The following is a 20,921-nucleotide window of genomic DNA, read 5'->3' as shown; positions in this document are numbered from 1 at the left end:
AGATCCTAAAAAATTGGTTTTGATGAATACTCCAAAAACCTGTAATCTCGATAAAGGAAATGGCAACCTTACAAACGACTCACCCAAGGAAAAAAGTTACAAACGTGTCGCTAGGATGGCTACCAAGATTGTCGATCATGGATCGCTATTTATTCACGCAAATGTTGACCCCATTTTTGTTTGGGGTAGGTGCATTTTCCTCTGTAATTTTAGCGATTGGCTCCCTATTTGAATTGATTCGCCTGATTACTGATGCGGGATTAAGCGTTTTAACAGCGTTTCAGATTTTTGGCTACCAGATTCCAGGCTTCATGGTGTATTCATTCCCGATGTCAATGTTGCTAGCGACATTGCTATCCTACAGCCGCATGTCTGGCGATGGAGAAACAACGGCTTTACGGAGTTGTGGGGTAAGTGCTTACCGTTTAGTTGCACCTGCGCTAGTGTTGAGTCTATTTGTCACGGGCATGACCTATGTATTTAATGAAGCGATCGTTCCTGCGGCAAACTGGCAATCGCGCAGTACATTGCGAGCGGCGCTAAATCAAGAAAATGTGCAGTTTAAAAGCCAAGATATTTTTTATCAGCAATACGGTGAAGTACCCCAAGAAGATGGCACCACCAAACAAGGCTTAGTTCGGAGTTTCTATGCGCGGAGCTTTGATGGCAAACAGATGCGTGGCTTAACGGTTTTGGACTTTTCTCAAGGACAGCTTCAGCAAATTCTTGCTGCCGAGTCTGCTGTCTGGATTCCTGAGCAAAATGTCTGGAGGTTTAGCCAAGGTACGACCTATCTGGTGGGGCCAGATGGCAATTACCGGAGCATTCTCCGCTTTGACGATCAAAATCTGCAATTGCCTCGCGCTCCCCTTGATGTCGCTCAAGAGCAACGCAGTGCTGAAGAAATGAATATCGGCGATATTCGTCGCAATATTGACTTGCTCAAGCAGTCTGGCAATACCAAAGAAATCCGCAAGCTAGAAGTAAGGCTTGAACAAAAATATGCCCTCCCATTTATTTGTGTAGTCTTTGCGCTCGTTGGAGCATCTTTAGGAATGCGTCCTCAGCGTACTGGTGCAGCGATCGGTTTTGGATTGAGTGTGTTAATTATTTTTGGTTATTATTTGCTGTTATTTATTTGTGGCGCTCTCGGACAAGTTGAATTTCTTTCCCCATTCGCTGCCGCATGGTTGCCTAATTTAATTGGTGTTACGGCTGGAGTGATTATCCTCACCCGAGTTACATAAAAATAAAGGTGGCGCATAGCGCCACCTTTATTCGTTTTTTTGCTCAAATTGAATTTGTCGATACAGATCGCTAATAGTTATTTCGACATTTACGGATTTGAGGAATAGGCGATCGCTAAAACCATATTCAAAAAATACCCATTGCCCCTGATCATTTCGTTGAAATACTTCCACAATTGGCTGATCAACTTGGACTAATACATATTCTTTCAAAGTCTCAAACTTGCGGTATTGCGAAAACTTGAATCCGCGTTCGCGTAGCGTCTCTGAAAGAGATTCATAGGCTTCGGTCGATGGGGAAAGAACTTCGATCAGCAAACAAGGATACGCAACCACTAGAGCATCATTGCGATCGCGTTCATCACAAGTAACTACGACATCAGGATAAAAGTATTTGCGTTTTGGCTGAGTCTGGACTTTGACATCAGCGATGTAGACTTCACAGGGGCGATCGGCGAGAGTGTTGTCTAAAATTTTAGAAAAGTTAAGGGAAACTCGATTGTGGTCACGAGTGCCGCCAGCCATCGCTATAACTTCACCATTACAAAACTCATGGCGCATTTCTTGGGTCGATTCCCAAGCGAGATATTCTTCGTAGGTCATTAACAAGCGATCGGGTAAAGCAACCATAATTTTCAGAAGTAGTGGTTATAGATTTAATTTTAACTTCACCGAAAACGCAAAAAGGCAACGCTAAGCGTTGCCTTTTTGCGTTATTTCTTTTTGGTAGACTTACTCACAGGGACTTCCACGATAGCATCCTCAATAGTGATTACAGGCTCTTCCCCATCAGTACTAGTTACAACTTCAACTGGTTCTGAAACAACATTAGTAACTTCAACAGTCTCGACCTCATTACTAGTTACACTTTCCACAGGAGTTTTAACTTCTGAATTGGGAGATTTGAGAGCTTCATCAAGGACTTGACGCGCATTTTCAGCTTGCGATCGCGCATCGAGAAATTTCATATTAAGTTGGGCAAAACTTTTGAGAGTTTTAAAACCTTCCTTAATACTGTTAATTTGCTCCTCCGATACAATCTCGTCGGTAAACAAAATATCGATTTGCGATCGCACCTGCATCGCGTCAGAGCGTAACTCTTGGACTTTGATTTTTAACGTTGCGAGGTTGTTTAAGACTTGCACGGCTTGGGTAATTGGATCTTCACGATCTTCAGACATGGAAAGTTCTCTCACTTCTATAAATTGATCGGGACTAAAGCCATCGGCAAGATCGGTATCGAGTTTGCCTGAGTCCATTAGTTCCATTAGCTCTGCCATCGCCTTTTCTCGTGCTTTTGGCGAATCTTTGCCGGCAACGGTCAAGACAACTTCAGGACTCTGGGCAAGGGTATAGCGTGCCATATTTTTTAATTTACTTTGGTTTATCTATAAATAATTTGGAAAGGGCTTGTAATTACCTCGGCATAATTAAAAAAACAGACCCAAAATCTGTACCGCCCGCTGCGCGGGCGGTACAGATTTTGGGGTTTTATATTTAATTGTGCCTAGCTACTTATAGCTTTCACCATCTGAGTTAGGGCAAAACAAAACCCGAAAAAGACGAGTGGCGGCGTGAAGCGCCGCCACTCGTCTTTTGGGTTTTATGTCCAAACGCTTGGCGACAACTACAAAACAAGGCTTTTCCAAATTATTTATAGTTCAATAACGATCTTAACTTGTTTTTACCATGAGGGTTCGCATCGCGAACTCTCATGGTAAAAACAAAAGTTGCGCCTAAAGTTACGCTTTGTGTCTCATGCGATCGCCAAAACAAGTCCGCTAAAATCCATGGTCTAGATAGAGTAAACCCCTATCTAAGCAAAGCTAGAAAATATTCGGGGATAGTCGTTCTTACCCATGGATTCTACCCTCTTAGATCAAGTCCGCTACCTATGCCGCGATCGCGCTGCCTATGAACACCTCAAAGCTATTTTGGTGCAGCAGGAGCGCGTCCACCAAATTAGTTGGGAAGAGCGATATGAAAAGCTGATAACAGCACAGTCATCAGACACACAGACGGATATTTTTAGCAATATTATTGCTAGGGAAAAAGCACTTGCCCAGCTTGCTGAGGCAATTCAGAGATCGCCATCTTTAGAGCTAGTTTTACAAATAGCTGTGCAAGTAGCCCAGAAATTACTACAAGTGGATCGCGTCGCAATTTTTCGCTGCCATCCTGATGGACGGGGTGAGTTTGCTACCGATGCGATCGCCTCAGGGGTGACATCTCTTGCTGATATGCCCGAAAGACAGCTTTCACTGGCTCGGCACATGATCGAGTCTACCGATCCAGAATATTCTGCTCAGACCATTGACAGTATTCGGACTTCTAGCCTGTCATCCCATATCATGACGCTACTCGAACAGATTGGCATTTCATCCTATGCCGCAAATAAGATCTATGCAGGACAAGATGTTTGGGGAACTCTAGTTGCTTTTCATGGGAGTGTATATCACAGTTGGGCAGAGAGCGATCGCACCTCTCTATCGTTGATTGCAGCACAGATCGGCATTGCCATTTCCTTAACTAATTTACGCCAACAATCTCAAGATTTAACTGATGATTTGCAAACTTTACAGAGTGAATTAGATAATTTACAAAAAACAGTTGCAGAACTCGCCGAGAAAGCGGCTAAGTCATCTGTTGAATCTGAGATCACACAAAATACTGAGAAGCTCACTGAGTCTACTATTGATGAGCAAATCATCACGGCAATCAATCAAAATGTAGTTGAAGAGCAGGAAAATAATGTTTTAAACAGAGATTTAGAGCCTGATGATTTAGAGGTCAGTCAGAACGAGAAAGATACAGATACAGAAGAGAGTGAATTAGAAACAATAGTTAGTAATACCGACGAAATTACTAACTTTAAAGATGACTCCATCTCTCAGAATGGATTGCCTCCACTCTTTTTAGTTCCAGATTCTATATCTCCAATCTTAGATGAAGATGTGGAGTCAGATGAGGAAGTTAGATCAGCTGAGCCAGCGATAAATTTCACGCGAGATGACATATCCTATGTGATTATGCCTGATAATCTTAAAGTGATTTCAGACATTGCATCTACACCAGACGAATCAGACCAAGATAAACCAGTAGAGACTTCTGTAGCTGAGACGGAGGTGATTCTTCCAGAGACAATGATATTAGAATCGTCTGAGGCTGAAAGTTCTGCATCTAAAAAAAGCGAATTAGAATCATCTGAGGATGAAGATATAGAATCACAAGAACCTGAGCAAGAGATGATCGCTCCAGAATTAGCCGAGATAGAAGAATCAGAGTCTTGTGCATTTGAAGAGTTGGAGCCAGACTCTAGCGAGGTTGCTTATCTGTCCGAGACACAATCAATGGAGACAGAAATAGTTGCTCCAGAACTTGATCGACAAGAAGCCATAGATCCAGAAAGCAATGAGTCTGAAGTTGAGTCGATGGATGAGTCTCAGACTGGTTTCGATACAACTATAGATTTTGCGCATAACAATAATGAAGAAGATGAAGAGCCTGCAATCGAACCGCAGTTCATGGAAACGATTTTGGAGATTGCGGGTAACGATCTTAAAGCAACTGAATTTTTGTTAAATGTGATTGACTCGTATTTAGAAGAGACACCTCAGCTAGTCCAAGCCATCGATAGGGCGCTGGCTGTTGATGATCGTGCAAAACTATTACAAGCCTTAAATACATTACGCTCAAGCAGCGACTATATCGGCGCATTGACACTTTCATATCAATGTCGTCAACTTGAATTGGCGATAAGGGCGAATTATGTCGTGTTAATTTATGCTTGCTTATCGCAGGTAGCGATCGAGGCGCAGAGAGCAACTGATGCATTACGCATATCGCGATCGCGCTATGCGTTATAAAGTAGATGAGTGCGTTGCGCTCCTCTACTTTAATTGGTCTACCTGCACATGATTGGCAAAGTGATTAGTGGGAGATATAGAGTCATCCAAAACCTCGGAAGCGGGGGCTTTGGACAGACTTTTGTAGCTGAAGACTTGCAGTTGCCAGACCACCATAAATGTGTGGTCAAGAGACTCCAGCCTACTTCTAGCGATACTTTTGTATTGGAAATTGCTAGTCGTTTATTTGAGACTGAGGCAAGGGTTTTACATAAACTTGGTAGTCACGATCGCATTCCTCGTTTGTTAGCTCATTTTGAAGAAGATCATCAGTTTTATTTGGTGCAAGAGCTGATCGATGGCTATGAGCTTACTAAAGAAGTCATCTCTATTGAGCGATCTGCTGATGGCTATCCAGTAGGGCGGATGAATGAAGCTCAAGCGATCGCATTTTTGATCGATGTACTAGAAACCCTCGTTTTTGTACATCAACAGGGCGCTATCCATCGGGATATTAAACCCGCTAACCTGATGCGTCGGCGCACTGATGGCAAATTAGTACTGATCGATTTTGGGGCTGTGAAGCAAGTGGGAACGGCGGTTGCTTCCAATATTGGATCTACGGTTGCCATCGGTACAGATGGTTATATGCCCAATGAGCAAGCGATCGGCAAGCCTAGACCCTGTAGCGATCTTTATGCTGTTGGGGCGATCGCAGTGCAAGGGTTGACTGGAGTTGCCCCAAACTTATTATCTGAAAATCTCGAAACAGGCGAATTAGCTTGGCGCAAATCTCCTGATCATGCAGCTTTAAAATATCGCGCTAATGTCAGCGATGAATTGGCGATGATCATCGATAAGTTAGTCAAATATGACTTTCGCGATCGCTATCAGTCTGCCGAAGCCGTACTGACAGATTTACGAAAGTTAGCATCGCCGATCGCGCCCTCACTTTTATCTACGACGGTGCAGACTAATTTTCAAGGGTTAGTCTCAGCTTTTAATCCAAATGATGATGTTGCCACAACGGTTTCCTCAAAAATCTCGGCAATGGATCATCTGCAATTTAGTCATAAAAATCGTTTGGTGATGATCGCGGTGGGGATCGTATCGGCGATCGCGGTTATGGGTATTGTCATGTGGTTCCGACCATCCAGTGCCAAATATTTATTCTTATCAGAACGTGCGATCTCTGATAGCGATGTAGCTAACAAAAGTGCTATTGAGCTAGATGTCATGCGTAATGAAGTGTTTGCCCGTTATGGTCGCCGTTTTAAAGATCCTGAATTGCAGTCATATTTCAATATGCAACCTTGGTATAAAGCAATCTATGAGCCTGACAAGTTTCCTGAGGGGCTGCTAACCCCGACAGAACAGCGAAATCTAGAATACATTCGGGATTTTCAAACTCGTATTTCTCAAAAGCCTAATTCTTGTGACTATACCAAACGCTTAATTTCTGATCCCAATCCGCCGATTAATGTCCGTCAGGGTGCGGGGGTAGATTTTGCGATCGTTGGTAAGCTGGACAATGGCACACAAATTACTGTGCAGAGCGAGAATCAAGGCTGGCTCCAAATTTCTGCCCCGATCGCAGGTTGGGTCGCGGCTAATCGCACCAAACCCATATGTCTATAAAAAATACGTTGCTTCTCAACGTATTTTTTATAGACATATGGGCGATCGCTACAATCACGGTAAAATTCATTTATAAGTACCTTGGCATAATTAAAAAACCAAATCCAAAAACTGTACCGCCTGCGTGGCGGGCGGTACAGTTTTTTGGTTTTATATTTAATTGCTTAGCTACTCGTCATCAAATTCCACTTATTTAGATTGATGCTGTGACAGAAATTTCTGATTGGAGCGATATAGAAGCTCAACTCCAAGAAACTAAAGGGCTATTAGAAGAAATCGAACAGCGTTTCCTTCAAGTTCAGCGTGATTCGCTCAAGCAGAATGAACTGCAAACGCAAAAAGAACAAATTAGAGAGCAACTTCAAGATGTTTCTAGCGATCGCTCTGACAAGAACAAAAATCAAAAAATTCGCCGTAAGCCTAATTCTCGCAATGAGCGATCAAGCCTCCATAAAGAAGAATTACTCAAACAATTAGAAGAAGTAGGCGAGCAACTTGAACAAATCGAAGCCGATCTTGAAAGTCGTCTACTTTCTTGGAGTAGTTTTCGTGAACCTTTCTGGCAAATCGTCCGTTTTGTCGGGATCGGCATCATTATCGGTGTGATTTTGAGAAGCTGTGCCAGCTAAAAAATTAGATTTGGGCTGCGCCCAAATCTAGCAAGTAAGGTGGGCATTGCCCACCCTACTGAGGCTAATTAAAAAAAATTATTTGGGGTTTTGAACCTTTTGATCGTGGCGCTTGTCAAAACCCTCGTACAGATAATTAAGCCTTCTCACAAAGGGGAAAATCAAATGTTTCGTAATATCAAAAAATTGTTAGCGATCGCTTGTGTAACCGTAGCCGTTGGAGCAGTTACAATTCCAAATCTTGTCTCTGCACAGAATAACAATCCAAATCGCGCTGAAAACATGCAGAAGCGTCAAGATGCTCTCAAACAGTTGAACTTGACTGAAGCTCAAAAGACACAAATGAAGGCAATTCACGAAAGTGCAAAAGCTCGTCACCAAAGCGTATTGACTGCTGAGCAACGCGCAATCATGGAACAAGCACGTCAATCTGGCGATCGCAAGGGGGTACGCAAGTCTCTGAATCTGACTGATGCTCAAAAGCAACAGATGAAGGCGATCGCAGAAGATACCAAGGCGCAAATGAAGAATGTCTTGACTCCTGCTCAGCAACAACAACTTGAGCAAATGAAACAACAACGCCAATCAAATCGCGGCACAATGCGTCAAGGAACTCCTCGCTAGTGTAGTCCTTCGCTATAAAAAAAGGAGCGCTTTGCGCTCCTTTTTTTATTCTGATTGGGGAACTTCTTTCCATAATGTTGAAGTTTCGCGAATACTGGAAAAGGTTCCATTTCCTAAAATCAAATGATCTAAAAGAGGAATGCTCAGCATTCTTGCTGCTTCAAGTAATTGGCGTGTAAGCGTGATGTCTTCGGGACTTGGAGATGTATTTCCAGATGGATGATTGTGCGCCACAATTAGACGCACTGCACCGCTTTTGAGAACCTCTCGGAAAATATCACGGGGATGAGCGAGGGTTTCTGTCGCTGTGCCGATGGTAATAATGCGCTGGGCGATAATCCGATTTTTGTTGTCGAGCATCACCACTGCGAGGCGTTCTTGGGGTTGCCACATTAGGTCTTGACTGAGGGCGGCTGCCGCCACTGATGGGTCGGTTACTTCGGTTAAGTCTGGAGGCTTGGCATAGAGTGCTCTCTTGCCTAGCTCGATCGCAGCTAAGATTGCGGTTGCTTTAGCTGGCCCCACTCCTTCTATTTGCATGAGTTCCTGTGGCGATACGTTTTGCAAAGCTGCCACTGGGTCACTAGTGCGGTCTTTGCCTATGGTTTGCAAGATTAGCTGTCCTAATCCGACGGCGGAGAGTTTGCCTGCTCCTTGCCCTGTGCCTAACAAGATTGCGATTAATTCTGCATTGGATAAACTGCGAACTCCCTGACTGAGTAACCTTTCACGAGGGCGATCGCTCTCAGCCATATCCACAATTCGCAGGGAATAAGTCATTTAAAATCGCACCGAGTATTGCAAGAATATTTTCTGTATTTTATCGTGATTGTTAGTAAAAATATCAATTACGAATGAGGGGAGAATTATCAATTACGAATTAAAAATCTCAATTCGTAATTCGTAATTATCAACTAAGCCTTACCAATAGCGTCTTTAATTTCGTCTAGGCTCACGTCTGTTTGATCTGATTTTGCATAGATGAGTAGAAGTAAGATTAATTCAGGTGAAACCACTTGATAGATAACGCGATAACCGCCGCTTTTGCCAGTGGGAATATCACTGTTTTTGGCTCGAACTTTAAAAATGGGGAAGTCTAGACCAGAGATTTGGTCGCCGATAAGGTTCCCATTTTGTAGCTGTTCGATTATTGGCTGTATGTCAGATTGGATTTTTCGATAACGTTTGGTTAGTGATTTTAGTCGGCGGATGAAGGGTAAAGTAAAGCGAACTTCGATCATAGGTTTATGCTGTTGCATCTTCCCATAGTTGTGATACTGGGAATGTTTGTCCTGCGGCGGCGAGTCTGACGGATTCTTGTAAGTCGGCTAATATTTGTTCTTTGGGTTCTTGTTCGTCAATCAAAGCTAGTCCGCTAGTGCTATCGGTATTTAAGGAATGGATTAGCTGTTGCCAAAGTTCTAGAGGGACAAGCACATCGGTTGGTTTGCCTTCTGCATCAGTGACATAACGAATAAGGGTTTCAATTTGCGCGATCGGCATAGTTTTAATTCTCTTATCTTGTTTTTATTCTAGACTATGGTAAAAATATTCTTTCAAATGGTTGTTTACGATAACGGCGATAAACATCAAAGTCACTGTCTAATGTGACGATCGCTGCAATGTTTAGTCTTTCAGAGATCGCAATTAGTGACAAATCGGTAAAGTCTGCGGGTAGATCTTGATAGGTGGTGTTAAGTTCTTGGATTCTTTGATAGTCTGATGGCTGCAAGTGTTCACATAGAATGGCTTGCTTGAATAAAACAGATAGAAACTCGTTTTGAACTTTGATATTTGGTGCGAGTAGCCATAAAACCTCTGTAACACAGGCGACTGTGGTAATGGGTTGGCTGGTGCAGGTACTGAAAAATTTAATCGCTTGTTGGTGGTGTTTGTCTTTGCGATCGTAAAAAGCAACGATTATTCCAGTGTCAATTAAGATTAGGCGATATTTATTCATGTCTTGCTTGATGTTTTGCTCTAATCTTTTCGGCAATTATTTTTTTGCGGACGCTTCTCTCTGATAAATCTCCTGATCCTTCTAAAAAGTGTTTAGGATAACCACCCATACGCTCTAATACTGTTTTAGTTGAGGCTGGGGCAGTAGGAATATTTTTCTGAAGAGATGATATAAATTGCAATACAAGGGGTATTTGCTGATCATCAAGCTGATTGATTACTTCTATCAGTTGGCTCTGATTATTAGGTGACATGGCTTTTGGGCTGAATGTTTAAGTATATTATAGCAAATTTATCAATTACGAATCATCAAATCAATGTGTAGGGGCATAGCATTCCCGCCACAATCTATCAATTTCTAAACTGTTTTAATTCGGGAATGCTTTGCCCAAAACCTCACAACGCAGGGACAATTTATCAATAAAAGCGAAGAGGGTTCAGCATTTGCGTTTGGAGATTGTATCGGAGAATAAAAATATTGGCGCAAATGCTCAACCCCTACATTTTTTACATTTTTTGTGTTGATAATCCCTAATTGCCCCAAATTCTATTCAAAACAGTTTGTATCTTTTTCTCAAATCTCTCGATTAGTTCTCGGTTCGCATTAACAAGGGCTTGCTCGGCTTGGATTTCAGCTACTATCGCTTTTTGGATTTCAATCGGTGGAACTGGGATTGAATAACTTGCAAGGGACTTTGCATTAATATTTGATTGTCCAATCGCACGACTTGCAAACTGTTTTATACCTTGCTGAAAACTCTTAGAGTTCATAAAGGCATTAACAAAAAATGGATCAGCTTTTTCCTGATCGATTATCAAGCGAATTAGATATGAGGCAAAACAATAATCACCTTGCAAGTCAAAAACGCCAGTGCGCCCAACGTGTTCAAAACTGTTTGTGCGGTTAAAAAGAATGTCACCAATATTAAGCCTATATTTTTCAAACTCAGCATCAGATATTTCAGAACATTTCATGTCACCTCGATCAATACATCTTCCTTCAACAAGTTCATTCATGCGAAATGTCTTAAAACCTAGACCTACTGTATTAAGTGGCTCAGATAAACCATATTGAATCTTGTTGCAGATTTCGCCAATTTCCATCATTTCCCAATCAGGATCGATCGCTATATGAGGTCGATAATTATCAATGACTGCACGAGCGCCGTTGATGACTTTTTGGTAGCCCTCGATTTCGGTGACTATTTCTTTTTGTATTGCGATCGGGGGTAAAGGAATTTTAAATTGCTTTAATTTCTCAATTGTTAATGCTTTGTATGCAGCGCCAAATACAATATGCTCAATTCCATTAGTAAAAATAGAGTCAAGACAATATTTAAGAAATTGAGGATCAATATTTTCTAAATTTCTTACCCAAATAAGATTTCCATCTTTAAAATAAAACTCCCGATCATCCGAAACAATCCAAGAGATCCCAATTGTACCAACTGCTGAGATCAACAAGTCACCTTTTGCGGGTGATCCAAAGCGAGATTTAATCGACTGAAATCTTTCTTCAGAAATAAACAGTTCGAGTGTAATTTCGTGACCTTTGCTTAACTCAACTATCTCTTTAGTTCGATAAAATGGAATACCAGATGGAACATATTCTTCTGCAAGTATTCTTTTGCTAGATGTTACTTCGGAAACATCACCTAGCTCAACCATTGGAAAATGACTACTAACAAAGCTTGTCTCTCGATACCTTTCCCCACTCAAATTATAATCACCATTAGCCGCAATTTTCTCTTTCGGCACAATCAACCCAAGCGAAAACTCAAGATCGTCAGTCGAAACTTGCTTGCGAACAGCTTGCAAATATTCCACTAACTCGACTTGAACCTGTGAAAGCTGCCCCCCAGAAACCTCTCGCCTTTGAGCGCCTAGACCAAAACCATCATTTTCTACCTTAAAAAACGCAATCTTATCCGTCTTCTTCGCCAAAGACTTATCCAGAATTAAAATCGAAGTCTTCACTCCAGAATAAGGATTAAAAACCCCAGCAGGAAGCGAAATCACCGCCACCAGAGAATTCTCAACCAACATCTTACGCAAATCCTTATAAGCAGTCTGACTCTGGAAAATAATCCCCTCAGGCACAATAATCCCCGCCCTACCCCTTGGCGAAAGATGTTCCGCCATATAGTCCACAAACAGAACCTCACTCCGCTTTGCCTTAATCGAAAACCGCTTATGGGGCTTAATCCCACCCTTCGGCGACATAAACGGCGGATTCGCAAGGATTACATCAGCAAACTCATTCCATCTATCCTCAGAAGTCAAAGTATCGTATTCCACAATTTGCGGACTCTTAAACCCATGCAAATAGAGATTTACCAACGACAACCGCACCATATCGGGCGAAATATCATACCCCTTAAAATTAGTCGCCATCAGCCCCTTCTCATCGGGCGTAAGCGTACTATTCCCCTGAGCATCCTGATTAGTCCGCAAAATATGCTTATACGCCGAAATCAAAAAACCCGCCGTACCACAGGCAGGATCGAGAATCACCTCACCCTTTTGCGGACGCAAAATCTCCACCATAAAATCGATAATATGGCGCGGCGTGCGGAACTGCCCCGCATCCCCCTGCGAACCCAACACCGACAGCAAATACTCAAACGCATCCCCCAACCGTTCCGAATGATCGTAGGTAAACCCATCAATCACCTTCAAAAAACTCTTCAGCGTCTCAGGATCGCGATAAGGCAGATACGCATTCTTAAAAATATCTCGAAACAACGCAGGAATCCCCGCATTCTGCGGCATCGTGCTAATCCCCTCACTGTAAAGGCTCAGCAACTCATGCCCACCGACCGACGGACTCATCAACCGCCCCCAACCAAACTTCGCAAATGAATCCGCAAAAAAAGTGCGATCGCCCCCCAACTCCTCCACCTCCGCATCCATATCATCCATAAACTTATAGATGAGTGCGATCGTAATCTGTTCCACCTGCGACTTCGGATCAGGAACCTTCCCCACCAAAATATCACGAGCAGTATCAATACGGCGCTTAGTTTCAGTGTCTAACATTTTTAATTAATTACGAATTACGAATTATCAATTACGAATTGCAAAATCGTAAATTGGTAAAATATTATAACTCCTAAGCCATACCCCAAATCCCTAGGACCTACCTCCCACTCGTAATTCGTAATTCCTAATTCGTAATTGAATATATGAAAACCATACCAGTAGACAAACTCACCACCAACTTCATAAACCTCCTAGAAGAAATCGCCACCACAGGAAATCCCATCGAACTTGATTGGCAAGGCAACCGTTTTCAAATTCTGCCAGTACATAAAAAAAGCGGCATTGCACAAATGAAGGATGAATGAGTAAATATAAAGATAACGAGTTTAAGCAATGAAAAACAATGAAATGTCCAAAGTGTGGTTCAACACATATTCGTAAAAATGGGAAACGAGGAGACAAACAAAATCATATTTGTGCTGATTGCGGTCGTCAGTTCATTGATAACTACTCAGTGATTGGATATTCGCAAGATGTCAAAAGAATATGCCTAAAAATGTACTGCAACGGCATGGGATTTAGACAAATTGAGAGATGTACCGATGTTAGTCACAACTCAGTCATCAACTGGGTTAAGGAGGCAGCAAAGCAATTACCAGAACATCCCCCCATTGAAACTATTCCTGAAGTTGGTGAATTAGATGAACTCCAGACTTTTGTTGGGTCAAAAAAAACTTGATTTGGCTATGGACTGCGGTGAATCATTTTAGTCAAGGCATATTGGCTTGGGTATTAGGAGATAGGAGTAGCCAAACCTTTGAAAACTTGTGAACATTGATTAAGGTGTGGCAATGCTATTTCTGGGTTACTGATGGCTACTGTGTCTACAAAATGTTTATCAACTCGGAGGATCAAATTATCAGCAAAACCTATATGACTAGAGTTGAGGGTGAAAATACTAGACTGAGACATTATTTAGCCAGATTGCACAGAAAAACTTTATGCTATTCAAAATCGGAAGAAATGTTGAGGTATTCAATTCGTCTGTTAATTCACTATCTTAAGTACAAATCGATTCCTTCATTTTCTTGATTCATCTTTCATTTGTGCAACGCCGATAAATTAAAAGCATTCTTTGCCTTACTCTTACCAATTTCCGAAGCGCAAAGTGTTGGTTTAGCCATGTATTTGTAACTATTACATAACGCTTACATTAACAGAACATCATACTGTGACTTGCTTTCTGATGGTTAATGTCAATCTAAATATGTACCAAATACCAAACAAACACATGGAAACGCAACAAGTCACTAGCCAACCCACAAACCTCTCACATCAATCAACACCAATGGTTAGCCTACTAACCCCAATCAGCTACGCCTTAGCATCGGTGATTGTCCTCGCTGGGTTAGGTGCATTTCTTCGTCAGCTATTCAACCTAGGTAAAGAATAGTCATAAGTGCTATTAAGATCGCCTATGAGCTTAACCATGAGATGACAAGGCGATCGCACTTCATTAGATTGCTACAATAAACATAGTTCTGATAATCTGCGATCGCAATGACTATTTTGATTTTGAGAGGTTAAGCTCGTAAATCTTCTAACTTCCGTAACGCTTTACCACTGTTGATAAGTTCTTGAGCATGGACGATCGCATCGGCAATTTCGTCATGCATTCCGTAGAGCCAGAGATAGAATCCACAGTTCCATAATACTGAGTTGAGATATTCGGAAGGTTCCGCTTTGAGCGCAGAAATGATTTTGGCAGCCATTTCTGATGCATCTGCGATCGCAGGATCTTCGGAGCTAAATTCATAATTCCTTGCTGATAGAGTTATGCGCTCAAATTGATCGCCGTGATTAATGCCGATAATCCCTGTACGCGATCGCGGCAAGTCAACACTACCCTCCCAACCCTTAACCGTAGCAAATTCGGCAATACCGTGCTGGGCAAAGGCTTCACGGATATTGGTTTCGGTAGGCGGATGCACAAAACCTGACACGATAAATTGTTTACCTTGATAGGGCGACCACATTAGCTCAAGGGTGGCAAAGGGCGGACGTTTACCGATTTGCTCACGATATGCGACTAACCCTTGGGCAAGGGGAAAATGTTTGGGTAGGTAGACAAACCCCAAATTTTGAGTTTCTAGGTTGTGTTGGACTTGCTCAATGGTGAGATCTTGCCAATTTAAGCCCAAAGCTCGCCAAATTTCCATAAAAGGTAAGCCTTCTTTGGTGGGCATCCGATCGCCGCCATGCATCAATACAGGAACATCAGCCGCCGCCAAGACAATCGCCATCACAGGACTAACTGGCGCAGTCTTCGATCTGCCATCGTAGGGCGATCCAAGTACTAAAACCTGTTTGTCAGATGCCATCGGTGAAACCTTTGCGCCCAGAAGCTTATACGCATCGAGCATCCCTGCTAATTCTTCGCTGGTCGGACGTTTAATCCGATGAGCGATCATAAATGCGCCAATCTGAGCAGGAGTCGCAACTCCTTGCAACATCATGATCGTGGCAGCTTCAGCCTCTTGGCGCGTCAAGCTTTTGCTGGTATGTGTACCGCTCCCAACTTTACGCAAAAATTCGCGAAATTCTTTACTCATTACTCTACGGGTGAATTTAATGCAAAAGTCGGTTAGATGTTGAATTATAGCCTAGAAAGCAGATACTCTCTACTTTCTAGGCTTATAGTGCGCTTTTTAAAACGACAGGAATTTCCTGCTGAATCATCTGAGTAGCCAGCTTACAAAAATATTGAATCGGTGGAATTTGAATGCGATCGCTAGTGGTGACTAGGACAATTTCGCGAGTTAGGCAGGGTTCATTTATCGATCGCACAACTAGGTCTGGATCGTGAGCTAATTCCACTAAAAAGGTTTCTGGAAGTAAGGCGATCAAACTACCTTGCTTAACTACACCGCGAAAAGCTTCAAGGGAATTAAGCTCAAGAGATGCATTTAAACGAAGCCCTTGGCGATTGAACTGGTCTTGGACAAGACGCTGTAATCCATAGCCATCTTTAAATACGGCTTGGGGAACATTATGTAAGTCTTTCCATGTTAGGGATTCTTTTCGACAAAGTGGATGATTAACAGTCAGCAAAAGCTGGATTTTTTCTTCATAGAGTTGCTCAACTACCATTTCGGAACTTGCGGTTAAAAATGGATTATTCATGACGATCGCGATATCAATCAAGCCATCTTTAAGAACTTTAAGAGCGCGATCGCTTCCCAAGGTTGTCACTCGGAGCTGGACATTGGGATAAGCCTTAGAAAACTTTTGCAATATTGGCGGTAACTGATAAGCACAGGCTGAAGGAATCCCCGCCACACATAACTCTGTTTGTTTCCCTGCTTGCAAATCGAGTAGCTCTTGTTCGGCAGATGACCAAATTTGACAAATTTTCTTAGCATGTGGTAGCAGGCGATCGCCGCCTAAAGTTAGCTTAGCGTTCCCCTGACGATGAAACAGCGAGATGCCAACAGCTGCTTCTAAAGACTGCACCTGTCGGCTAATGGTTGACTGGCTAACTCCGCATCTCTGAGCTGCTTGCTGAAAGTTTCCTGTTTCTGCAACTGCCAAAAATGCTTGTAACTGTTCCAAACGCATGAAAAATTAACGATAGCTCTACTTATGTCTGCCATCATTAAGCAACTTCTAGGATTTTGGAAAAGTAGCGCTAGTAACAAGTAGATTTAACAAGTACCTCGGCACATCGCTTTGAGATCCAAAATGAGGCGCTTCGCGCCTCATTTTGGATCTTACTTAACTAATGATTCGCCGAAAGTACGAATTGTGGGCAATGTATCGGTAAACCAGCCTAGCCCCAGTCCAGCCCCAGCGATTAAAGCAAGAACAAAGAAATTCCAGCCACGATTGTTCATGAAAGCGCGAAGTTCATTTCTTGCAACATACATCATTAGCACCCAAACTACACTAATCCCCAGTGATAAGACAAACTGCGACTTTTGGTAAAACACAAATATTATCGCCGCGATCGCCCATCCTACGGAGAATAACCAGTCCACGCCAAAGGCGATCGCCCCAGCGGGAATCCATATTCGCCAATCCGCCTTGTGAATCGAAAGCAACCATCCATAGACAATGTAACCAACCAAAACTAGAGCAAGCGATAGGATCGGCAATTTTCGTATGGTACGCATATTTTGCATCTCCAGAGTGAAAGTATTAATCACAGGTTATAGCGCAAAGCGATACATCTAGAGCATTTTGCTATCTAAAATTTGGGGATTCACATTTGAGCCAAATCATCAAAATGGCAACTGCATTTTGATGATTTAAAACCCAAAAGAGTAATGGCGGCGCTTTGCGCCGCCATTACTCTTTTGGGTTTTGATTTGTCCTAAATAATTCAATCATTGCTATAGCTTTAGTCACTCTAGTTAAGACATAAAAACAAAAAGAGAGTTGAGGCGTTTCGCGCCACAACTCTCTTTTTGTTTTTTTTGCCCTTGGCTAGAGCTTTAGCTAAACTGATTTAGCATCAACTTCATCGAAACTTTTATAGCATTTATCTACATCGTAGATATGACAGCGATCGCCAATATCCTTCATCAAAGCCCAAGAAAACTTAGTCTTATACATATATTGACCCCAATTTTCATCGAGAGACTTATGTGCTAAGCGCAAATTATACGAGGGAATCCCAGTCGAAACGTGATGAGGAACATGGACATTGATATCGTGACATAGCCACTCCACCCAAACTGGATAGTCGCAATGGACGGTTCCTGTTAGCTGGTCGGTCGCTGCGTGCCATTTATCCTTATCTTTGAATTGGATATCTGGCATCGTGTGGTGAACAATAGTGAAGGTGCTCATCCAAAAATGATATACCAACCAAGGCATTACAAAAAAGCTGACAAAGCCAAAGAAGCCTGTTGTGATAATCAAAGTTGGAAATGCGATCGCGGCGAATGCAATCACCAATCGATAAGAAAACTTGACTTGAGACTGCTGGCGCTCAGGATAGAGGCTAGCGTTAAAGTGTAAGTTTCCCCAATGAACGATCGAGCCAATCCACCAAAAACGGGTGCGAATCAATCGATAAACATTGGAAATAAGCCCTTTTCCTTCCTCATATTCTTCGACGGTAAATGGATACCAAGCATTGTCTTCACCCATCTTATTGGTATGCAAATGATGGTAATCATGCTTAAAGCGCCAACCATGAAAAGGAAAAATCAATGGCAAGAAAGCGATATGTCCGACAAGATCGTTAACCCAAATTTTGTTGGAGAAAGAACGATGTCCACAGTCATGCCCAATTACGAACCAACCTGTCAGGGCAGTACCTGTAAAAATCCAAGCGAAAGGCAGCAAGTACCAAGGCGAGAAGGCAATGCTGGCATAACCAAGCGCGGCGGTTGTTAATGAAAATAAAACGCTCAACCAAGCTCTGAGAGGTTTTTTCTCAAAGTATTCAGAAGGGATAGTTTTAATGATGTCGCGGAGGGTCGTCTCAGGGGTAAGAGTGTGTGAGGAGTTTTGTATGGCAACCACTACTGAGCACTCCCTACTGTGGTCAGGCGTTGACTACTCAAGCTTTGTAATTGCTGGAAAAGAACATCGATATCTGATTGCAATTCCGCAAGTTCGGCTTGAACTTCTTCGGAGTATAACTTTTTAGCGGATACATTCAATGTAGAAATCTTTTTCGTTGGGGCTTCAGTTTGTTTGCTCATACTTCCTTTAAAACGTTTGAAAACGTCGCGATCACACCACAAAATAACAAAAATATTTTATGACTCAAATTCTATCTTATGTCATGTGTATTTTTGTGTACCATAAATATATCTAATGAGTAATTATACGGATTGATTTTAGTATTTAGTGCCAAGGGGCGTATCGGCGAACAAAATTGGGGCGATCGCAGCCGCAGATCCGAGCCGATCATCGGCATAATCTTCGAGGCTGTAGTACTGATCCATGCGATCGCATAGTCCTTCTGGACTAAGACTTTGAATATTGTGGCTAATGATATAGCTTTGAGCCGCAGAGCCACGAAAGGCAACAAAAGCTTCTTGGCAATAGGCTTGCTTAGAATCATTGGAAGCAGCCATCCAGTCAGATCCATGCATATTGCCACTGAGAATCGGCTGCCCATTGGCGGGGATAACAGGACGACGTTCAGCAGCGATCGTTAGTTTTGGGGCTAAAAAAAGGCTGGAGATCAGGACAATAACTAAAACTAGCCTTGCCAGAACACGAAAATTAAAAAATTTAGTCATAATTTGATCGAATGCTAGGGGAAAAGTCGTTAAGGTTTGATAACATTTCCTGATTAATCGCACTAAACATATCAAAATAATAATCGTAATATTATCGAATAGGTTGTATTGTCTAATTTCTAGGGATTTTTAAGCTTCTTTATAAATACCTGATCCCGATAGTTTCGTTAAACTCATGTTGTTTACGATACAGAAAAAATTCACTTTTCCTAGTTCATCCAACTTACTAAATTTTCTAGCCCGCCAAATGTCCGAACATTATCTAAATCATCCCACTTTTGGCTTGCTATCTCGCTTATGTAGAGTAGATGAGTTTCGTAGTTTGTTTACCACACTCTACGCACAAAGGTTATTTTTCCTAATTACAACTAGTCCTGACGGTGTTCAGTTTGAGCCTGTCTCGCGAGCAGATGCCAAGCTCATGGTCGAAAACCAAATGCGATCGCTGCGGCGCGGTGGGACTGATATCGATCAAAAAAACTTACAGCATATATACAAGCGAACTTTTTCTCAATGACCTCGCGTATTTCTCTCAAAGCAGCGGCAAAAATCAATCTCTATCTAGAGATTACGGGGAGCCGTGTTGATGGTTACCACGATTTGGTGATGATCTTGCAGAGTATCGATCTATGCGATCGCGTGGATATTCGTAAAATTGGTGCAGATGAGATTCAAGTCCTCTGTACTAATCCTGAAGTGCCTTGCGATCGCACAAATCTAGCTTACAAAGCTGCGGCCTTGATGCAAGACATCTATCCAGAGATTGGGGGAATGGAAATTGTGATCGACAAGCAAATTCCGATGGGGGCTGGTTTGGCTGGTGGCTCAGCCAATGCTGCCGCAGTTTTTGTGGGGATTGATCGCCTTTGGGATTTGGGACTCACCCAGTCACAACTTTGTGATTTTGCAGCGCAGTTAGGCTCCGATATTCCTTTCTGTGTGTTTGGCGGCACTGCCCTAGCCACAGGTCGCGGCGAAGTGCTTTCACCTTTGCCCGATCTCACAGATTTAGTATTAGTAATTTGTAAGCCACGTCAGATTGAGATCGCTACTGCATGGGCCTATCAAACTTTCCGAAAACAAGGTTTGCTTGCCACTAGTCAAGTTAAAAACCAAAATCTATCTAGTCAAATCGTCGCGGCGATCGCCTCTGGTGGTGATTCTGCGCCAAATAAGATCGGGCGATTACTTTATAACGATCTTGAACGAGTAGTATTGCCTGAGTATCCTGCGATTGCTGATCTCAAAAATAAATTGCTCGATCAAGAATGTCTTGGCGCAATGATGTCAGGTTCAGGATCAACAGTATTTGCGATCGCGCCCGATCTAGATCGCGCTCAGCAAATTGCTGAAGCTGTAAGAACCGATGAAATCGATGTTTGGGTAGTTAAGAGCTTAGTTCGTTCTATTTTTGATGCTTAAGCTTCATGCCTGCGATCGCTAGCATCTCTTGTAAGTTACGGTGATTTGCTCCGCAACTCTCTTTTTGGTTTTGTGTCTTACAGTAGTGTTCGAGCAAACCTGCCACAAGAAGGGTCGCAGGGCTAAGCCCTGCAATGGGTTTTAAGTCCTTGTGCAAAATAAATTACCCAAACCCGTAAAGTTACGCCCCTCAGGGGCGTAACTTTACGGGTTTGGGTGTGTAATTAATTATGTGCATATACTTATATTCTTATTTGTGGCGGGTTTGAAAGCAAATTGCTGTAAGTAAAATTTTCATTGCCAAAGGAGAAGTCA

At 42.5% G+C, this 20,921-nt stretch carries 23 protein-coding genes and 1 pseudogene; 10 read left to right on the top strand and 14 right to left on the bottom strand.

What is annotated here, in order from left to right:
* Positions 1–59: 59 nt before the first annotated feature.
* Positions 60–1,247: an LptF/LptG family permease gene (locus APA_RS13270; RefSeq protein WP_201322741.1), complete on the top strand. Its 1,188-nt coding sequence runs from the start codon at positions 60–62 to the stop codon at positions 1,245–1,247.
* A 27-nt stretch (positions 1,248–1,274) separates the two neighbouring features.
* Here APA_RS13270 and APA_RS13265 read toward each other — a convergent pair whose 3' ends face one another.
* Together APA_RS13265 and APA_RS13260 are read right to left on the bottom strand one after the other, a co-directional pair.
* The gene (locus tag APA_RS13265) at positions 1,275–1,877 is read right to left on the bottom strand and encodes a Uma2 family endonuclease (RefSeq protein WP_201322740.1); all 603 of its coding nucleotides are present in this window, start codon (positions 1,875–1,877) and stop codon (positions 1,275–1,277) included.
* Between the two features lie 83 nt (positions 1,878–1,960).
* On the bottom strand, positions 1,961–2,611 hold the full coding sequence (locus APA_RS13260) for a hypothetical protein (protein WP_201322739.1): 651 nt from the start codon (positions 2,609–2,611) through the stop codon (positions 1,961–1,963).
* Between the two features lie 495 nt (positions 2,612–3,106).
* On the opposite strand from APA_RS13260, the gene APA_RS13255 reads away from it, so the two are divergent.
* From APA_RS13255 to APA_RS13240, 4 genes are all read left to right on the top strand, one after another.
* Positions 3,107–5,113: a GAF domain-containing protein gene (locus APA_RS13255; RefSeq protein WP_201322738.1), complete on the top strand. Its 2,007-nt coding sequence runs from the start codon at positions 3,107–3,109 to the stop codon at positions 5,111–5,113.
* Positions 5,114–5,161: 48 nt separating this feature from the next.
* Positions 5,162–6,730, top strand: coding sequence for a YARHG domain-containing protein (locus tag APA_RS13250; RefSeq protein WP_201322737.1), 1,569 nt, complete (start codon positions 5,162–5,164; stop codon positions 6,728–6,730).
* 206 nt (positions 6,731–6,936) lie between these two features.
* A complete protein-coding gene (locus APA_RS13245) occupies positions 6,937–7,359 on the top strand; it encodes a hypothetical protein (protein WP_201322736.1) in 423 nt (140 codons plus the stop codon).
* 165 nt (positions 7,360–7,524) lie between these two features.
* Positions 7,525–7,983, top strand: a complete 459-nt coding sequence (locus APA_RS13240; protein ID WP_201322735.1) for a Spy/CpxP family protein refolding chaperone — start codon at positions 7,525–7,527, stop codon at positions 7,981–7,983.
* Between the two features lie 45 nt (positions 7,984–8,028).
* Here the strand turns inward: APA_RS13240 and radC are convergent, their stop codons facing one another.
* From radC to APA_RS13210, 6 genes are all read right to left on the bottom strand, one after another.
* Entirely contained in the window at positions 8,029–8,763 is a 735-nt protein-coding gene (gene radC, locus APA_RS13235; protein WP_201322734.1) for a DNA repair protein RadC, read from the bottom strand.
* A gap of 134 nt (positions 8,764–8,897) precedes the next feature.
* Positions 8,898–9,224, bottom strand: coding sequence for a type II toxin-antitoxin system RelE/ParE family toxin (locus APA_RS13230; RefSeq protein WP_201322733.1), 327 nt, complete (start codon positions 9,222–9,224; stop codon positions 8,898–8,900).
* Positions 9,225–9,228: 4 nt separating this feature from the next.
* Entirely contained in the window at positions 9,229–9,486 is a 258-nt protein-coding gene (locus APA_RS13225; protein WP_201322732.1) for a hypothetical protein, read from the bottom strand.
* A 34-nt stretch (positions 9,487–9,520) separates the two neighbouring features.
* Complete coding sequence (locus tag APA_RS13220) at positions 9,521–9,943, bottom strand: type II toxin-antitoxin system VapC family toxin (RefSeq protein WP_201322731.1); 423 nt, start codon at positions 9,941–9,943, stop codon at positions 9,521–9,523.
* Entirely contained in the window at positions 9,936–10,196 is a 261-nt protein-coding gene (locus APA_RS13215) for a hypothetical protein (RefSeq protein ID WP_201322730.1), read from the bottom strand. The genes APA_RS13220 and APA_RS13215 overlap by 8 nt, the downstream gene beginning before the upstream one ends.
* A gap of 277 nt (positions 10,197–10,473) precedes the next feature.
* Positions 10,474–12,981, bottom strand: coding sequence for an N-6 DNA methylase (locus APA_RS13210; RefSeq protein WP_201322729.1), 2,508 nt, complete (start codon positions 12,979–12,981; stop codon positions 10,474–10,476).
* Positions 12,982–13,127: 146 nt separating this feature from the next.
* Between APA_RS13210 and APA_RS13205 the strand changes: the two genes are divergently transcribed.
* The 3 genes and pseudogenes from APA_RS13205 to APA_RS13195 all read left to right on the top strand — a co-directional run bounded on the left by APA_RS13205 (position 13,128) and on the right by APA_RS13195 (position 14,377).
* Entirely contained in the window at positions 13,128–13,289 is a 162-nt protein-coding gene (locus tag APA_RS13205) for a hypothetical protein (protein WP_201322728.1), read from the top strand.
* Between the two features lie 38 nt (positions 13,290–13,327).
* A pseudogene (locus tag APA_RS13200) lies at positions 13,328–14,016 on the top strand (IS1 family transposase).
* Positions 14,017–14,215: 199 nt separating this feature from the next.
* Positions 14,216–14,377 (top strand): hypothetical protein, encoded by a 162-nt coding sequence (locus tag APA_RS13195; RefSeq protein ID WP_201322727.1) that lies wholly within the window; start codon positions 14,216–14,218, stop codon positions 14,375–14,377.
* A 130-nt stretch (positions 14,378–14,507) separates the two neighbouring features.
* Here APA_RS13195 and APA_RS13190 read toward each other — a convergent pair whose 3' ends face one another.
* The 6 genes from APA_RS13190 to APA_RS13165 all read right to left on the bottom strand — a co-directional run bounded on the left by APA_RS13190 (position 14,508) and on the right by APA_RS13165 (position 19,184).
* Positions 14,508–15,536, bottom strand: a complete 1,029-nt coding sequence (locus APA_RS13190; protein ID WP_201322726.1) for an anthranilate phosphoribosyltransferase family protein — start codon at positions 15,534–15,536, stop codon at positions 14,508–14,510.
* Between the two features lie 82 nt (positions 15,537–15,618).
* Positions 15,619–16,542: a LysR family transcriptional regulator gene (locus APA_RS13185; protein WP_201322725.1), complete on the bottom strand. Its 924-nt coding sequence runs from the start codon at positions 16,540–16,542 to the stop codon at positions 15,619–15,621.
* A gap of 152 nt (positions 16,543–16,694) precedes the next feature.
* A complete protein-coding gene (locus APA_RS13180; protein WP_201322724.1) occupies positions 16,695–17,096 on the bottom strand; it encodes a hypothetical protein in 402 nt (133 codons plus the stop codon).
* 325 nt (positions 17,097–17,421) lie between these two features.
* Positions 17,422–18,456, bottom strand: coding sequence for a fatty acid desaturase (locus APA_RS13175; RefSeq protein WP_201322723.1), 1,035 nt, complete (start codon positions 18,454–18,456; stop codon positions 17,422–17,424).
* The gene (locus APA_RS13170; protein ID WP_201322722.1) at positions 18,456–18,638 is read right to left on the bottom strand and encodes a hypothetical protein; all 183 of its coding nucleotides are present in this window, start codon (positions 18,636–18,638) and stop codon (positions 18,456–18,458) included. Before APA_RS13170 ends, APA_RS13175 begins: the two co-directional genes overlap by 1 nt.
* Before the next feature lie 138 nt (positions 18,639–18,776).
* Positions 18,777–19,184 (bottom strand): hypothetical protein, encoded by a 408-nt coding sequence (locus APA_RS13165; protein WP_201322721.1) that lies wholly within the window; start codon positions 19,182–19,184, stop codon positions 18,777–18,779.
* A 247-nt stretch (positions 19,185–19,431) separates the two neighbouring features.
* Between APA_RS13165 and pipX the strand changes: the two genes are divergently transcribed.
* Together pipX and ispE are read left to right on the top strand one after the other, a co-directional pair.
* Entirely contained in the window at positions 19,432–19,701 is a 270-nt protein-coding gene (pipX, locus tag APA_RS13160) for a transcriptional coactivator PipX (protein WP_201322817.1), read from the top strand.
* Complete coding sequence (gene ispE / locus APA_RS13155) at positions 19,698–20,606, top strand: 4-(cytidine 5'-diphospho)-2-C-methyl-D-erythritol kinase (protein WP_201322720.1); 909 nt, start codon at positions 19,698–19,700, stop codon at positions 20,604–20,606. Before pipX ends, ispE begins: the two co-directional genes overlap by 4 nt.
* The last annotated feature ends 315 nt before the right edge of the window (positions 20,607–20,921 follow it).

This window comes from Pseudanabaena sp. lw0831 (assembly GCF_016584665.1).
GTDB lineage: Bacteria > Cyanobacteriota > Cyanobacteriia > Pseudanabaenales > Pseudanabaenaceae > Pseudanabaena.
This window is presented reverse-complemented; position numbering and strand designations above follow the sequence as displayed.

Bases quoted from the DNA above. Each gene is read 5' to 3' on its own strand.
- APA_RS13270 (WP_201322741.1), top strand. From the start codon at position 60: ATGGCAACCTTACAAACGACTCACCCAAGGAAAAAAGTTACAAACGTG.
- APA_RS13265 (WP_201322740.1), bottom strand. From the start codon at position 1,877: ATGGTTGCTTTACCCGATCGCTTGTTAATGACCTACGAAGAATATCTC.
- APA_RS13260 (WP_201322739.1), bottom strand. From the start codon at position 2,611: ATGGCACGCTATACCCTTGCCCAGAGTCCTGAAGTTGTCTTGACCGTT.
- APA_RS13255 (WP_201322738.1), top strand. From the start codon at position 3,107: ATGGATTCTACCCTCTTAGATCAAGTCCGCTACCTATGCCGCGATCGC.
- APA_RS13250 (WP_201322737.1), top strand. From the start codon at position 5,162: ATGATTGGCAAAGTGATTAGTGGGAGATATAGAGTCATCCAAAACCTC.
- APA_RS13240 (WP_201322735.1), top strand. From the start codon at position 7,525: ATGTTTCGTAATATCAAAAAATTGTTAGCGATCGCTTGTGTAACCGTA.
- radC (WP_201322734.1), bottom strand. From the start codon at position 8,763: ATGACTTATTCCCTGCGAATTGTGGATATGGCTGAGAGCGATCGCCCT.
- APA_RS13230 (WP_201322733.1), bottom strand. From the start codon at position 9,224: ATGATCGAAGTTCGCTTTACTTTACCCTTCATCCGCCGACTAAAATCA.
- APA_RS13225 (WP_201322732.1), bottom strand. From the start codon at position 9,486: ATGCCGATCGCGCAAATTGAAACCCTTATTCGTTATGTCACTGATGCA.
- APA_RS13220 (WP_201322731.1), bottom strand. From the start codon at position 9,943: ATGAATAAATATCGCCTAATCTTAATTGACACTGGAATAATCGTTGCT.
- APA_RS13215 (WP_201322730.1), bottom strand. From the start codon at position 10,196: ATGTCACCTAATAATCAGAGCCAACTGATAGAAGTAATCAATCAGCTT.
- APA_RS13210 (WP_201322729.1), bottom strand. From the start codon at position 12,981: ATGTTAGACACTGAAACTAAGCGCCGTATTGATACTGCTCGTGATATT.
- APA_RS13205 (WP_201322728.1), top strand. From the start codon at position 13,128: ATGAAAACCATACCAGTAGACAAACTCACCACCAACTTCATAAACCTC.
- APA_RS13195 (WP_201322727.1), top strand. From the start codon at position 14,216: ATGGAAACGCAACAAGTCACTAGCCAACCCACAAACCTCTCACATCAA.
- APA_RS13190 (WP_201322726.1), bottom strand. From the start codon at position 15,536: ATGAGTAAAGAATTTCGCGAATTTTTGCGTAAAGTTGGGAGCGGTACA.
- APA_RS13185 (WP_201322725.1), bottom strand. From the start codon at position 16,542: ATGCGTTTGGAACAGTTACAAGCATTTTTGGCAGTTGCAGAAACAGGA.
- APA_RS13180 (WP_201322724.1), bottom strand. From the start codon at position 17,096: ATGCGTACCATACGAAAATTGCCGATCCTATCGCTTGCTCTAGTTTTG.
- APA_RS13170 (WP_201322722.1), bottom strand. From the start codon at position 18,638: ATGAGCAAACAAACTGAAGCCCCAACGAAAAAGATTTCTACATTGAAT.
- APA_RS13165 (WP_201322721.1), bottom strand. From the start codon at position 19,184: ATGACTAAATTTTTTAATTTTCGTGTTCTGGCAAGGCTAGTTTTAGTT.
- pipX (WP_201322817.1), top strand. From the start codon at position 19,432: ATGTCCGAACATTATCTAAATCATCCCACTTTTGGCTTGCTATCTCGC.
- ispE (WP_201322720.1), top strand. From the start codon at position 19,698: ATGACCTCGCGTATTTCTCTCAAAGCAGCGGCAAAAATCAATCTCTAT.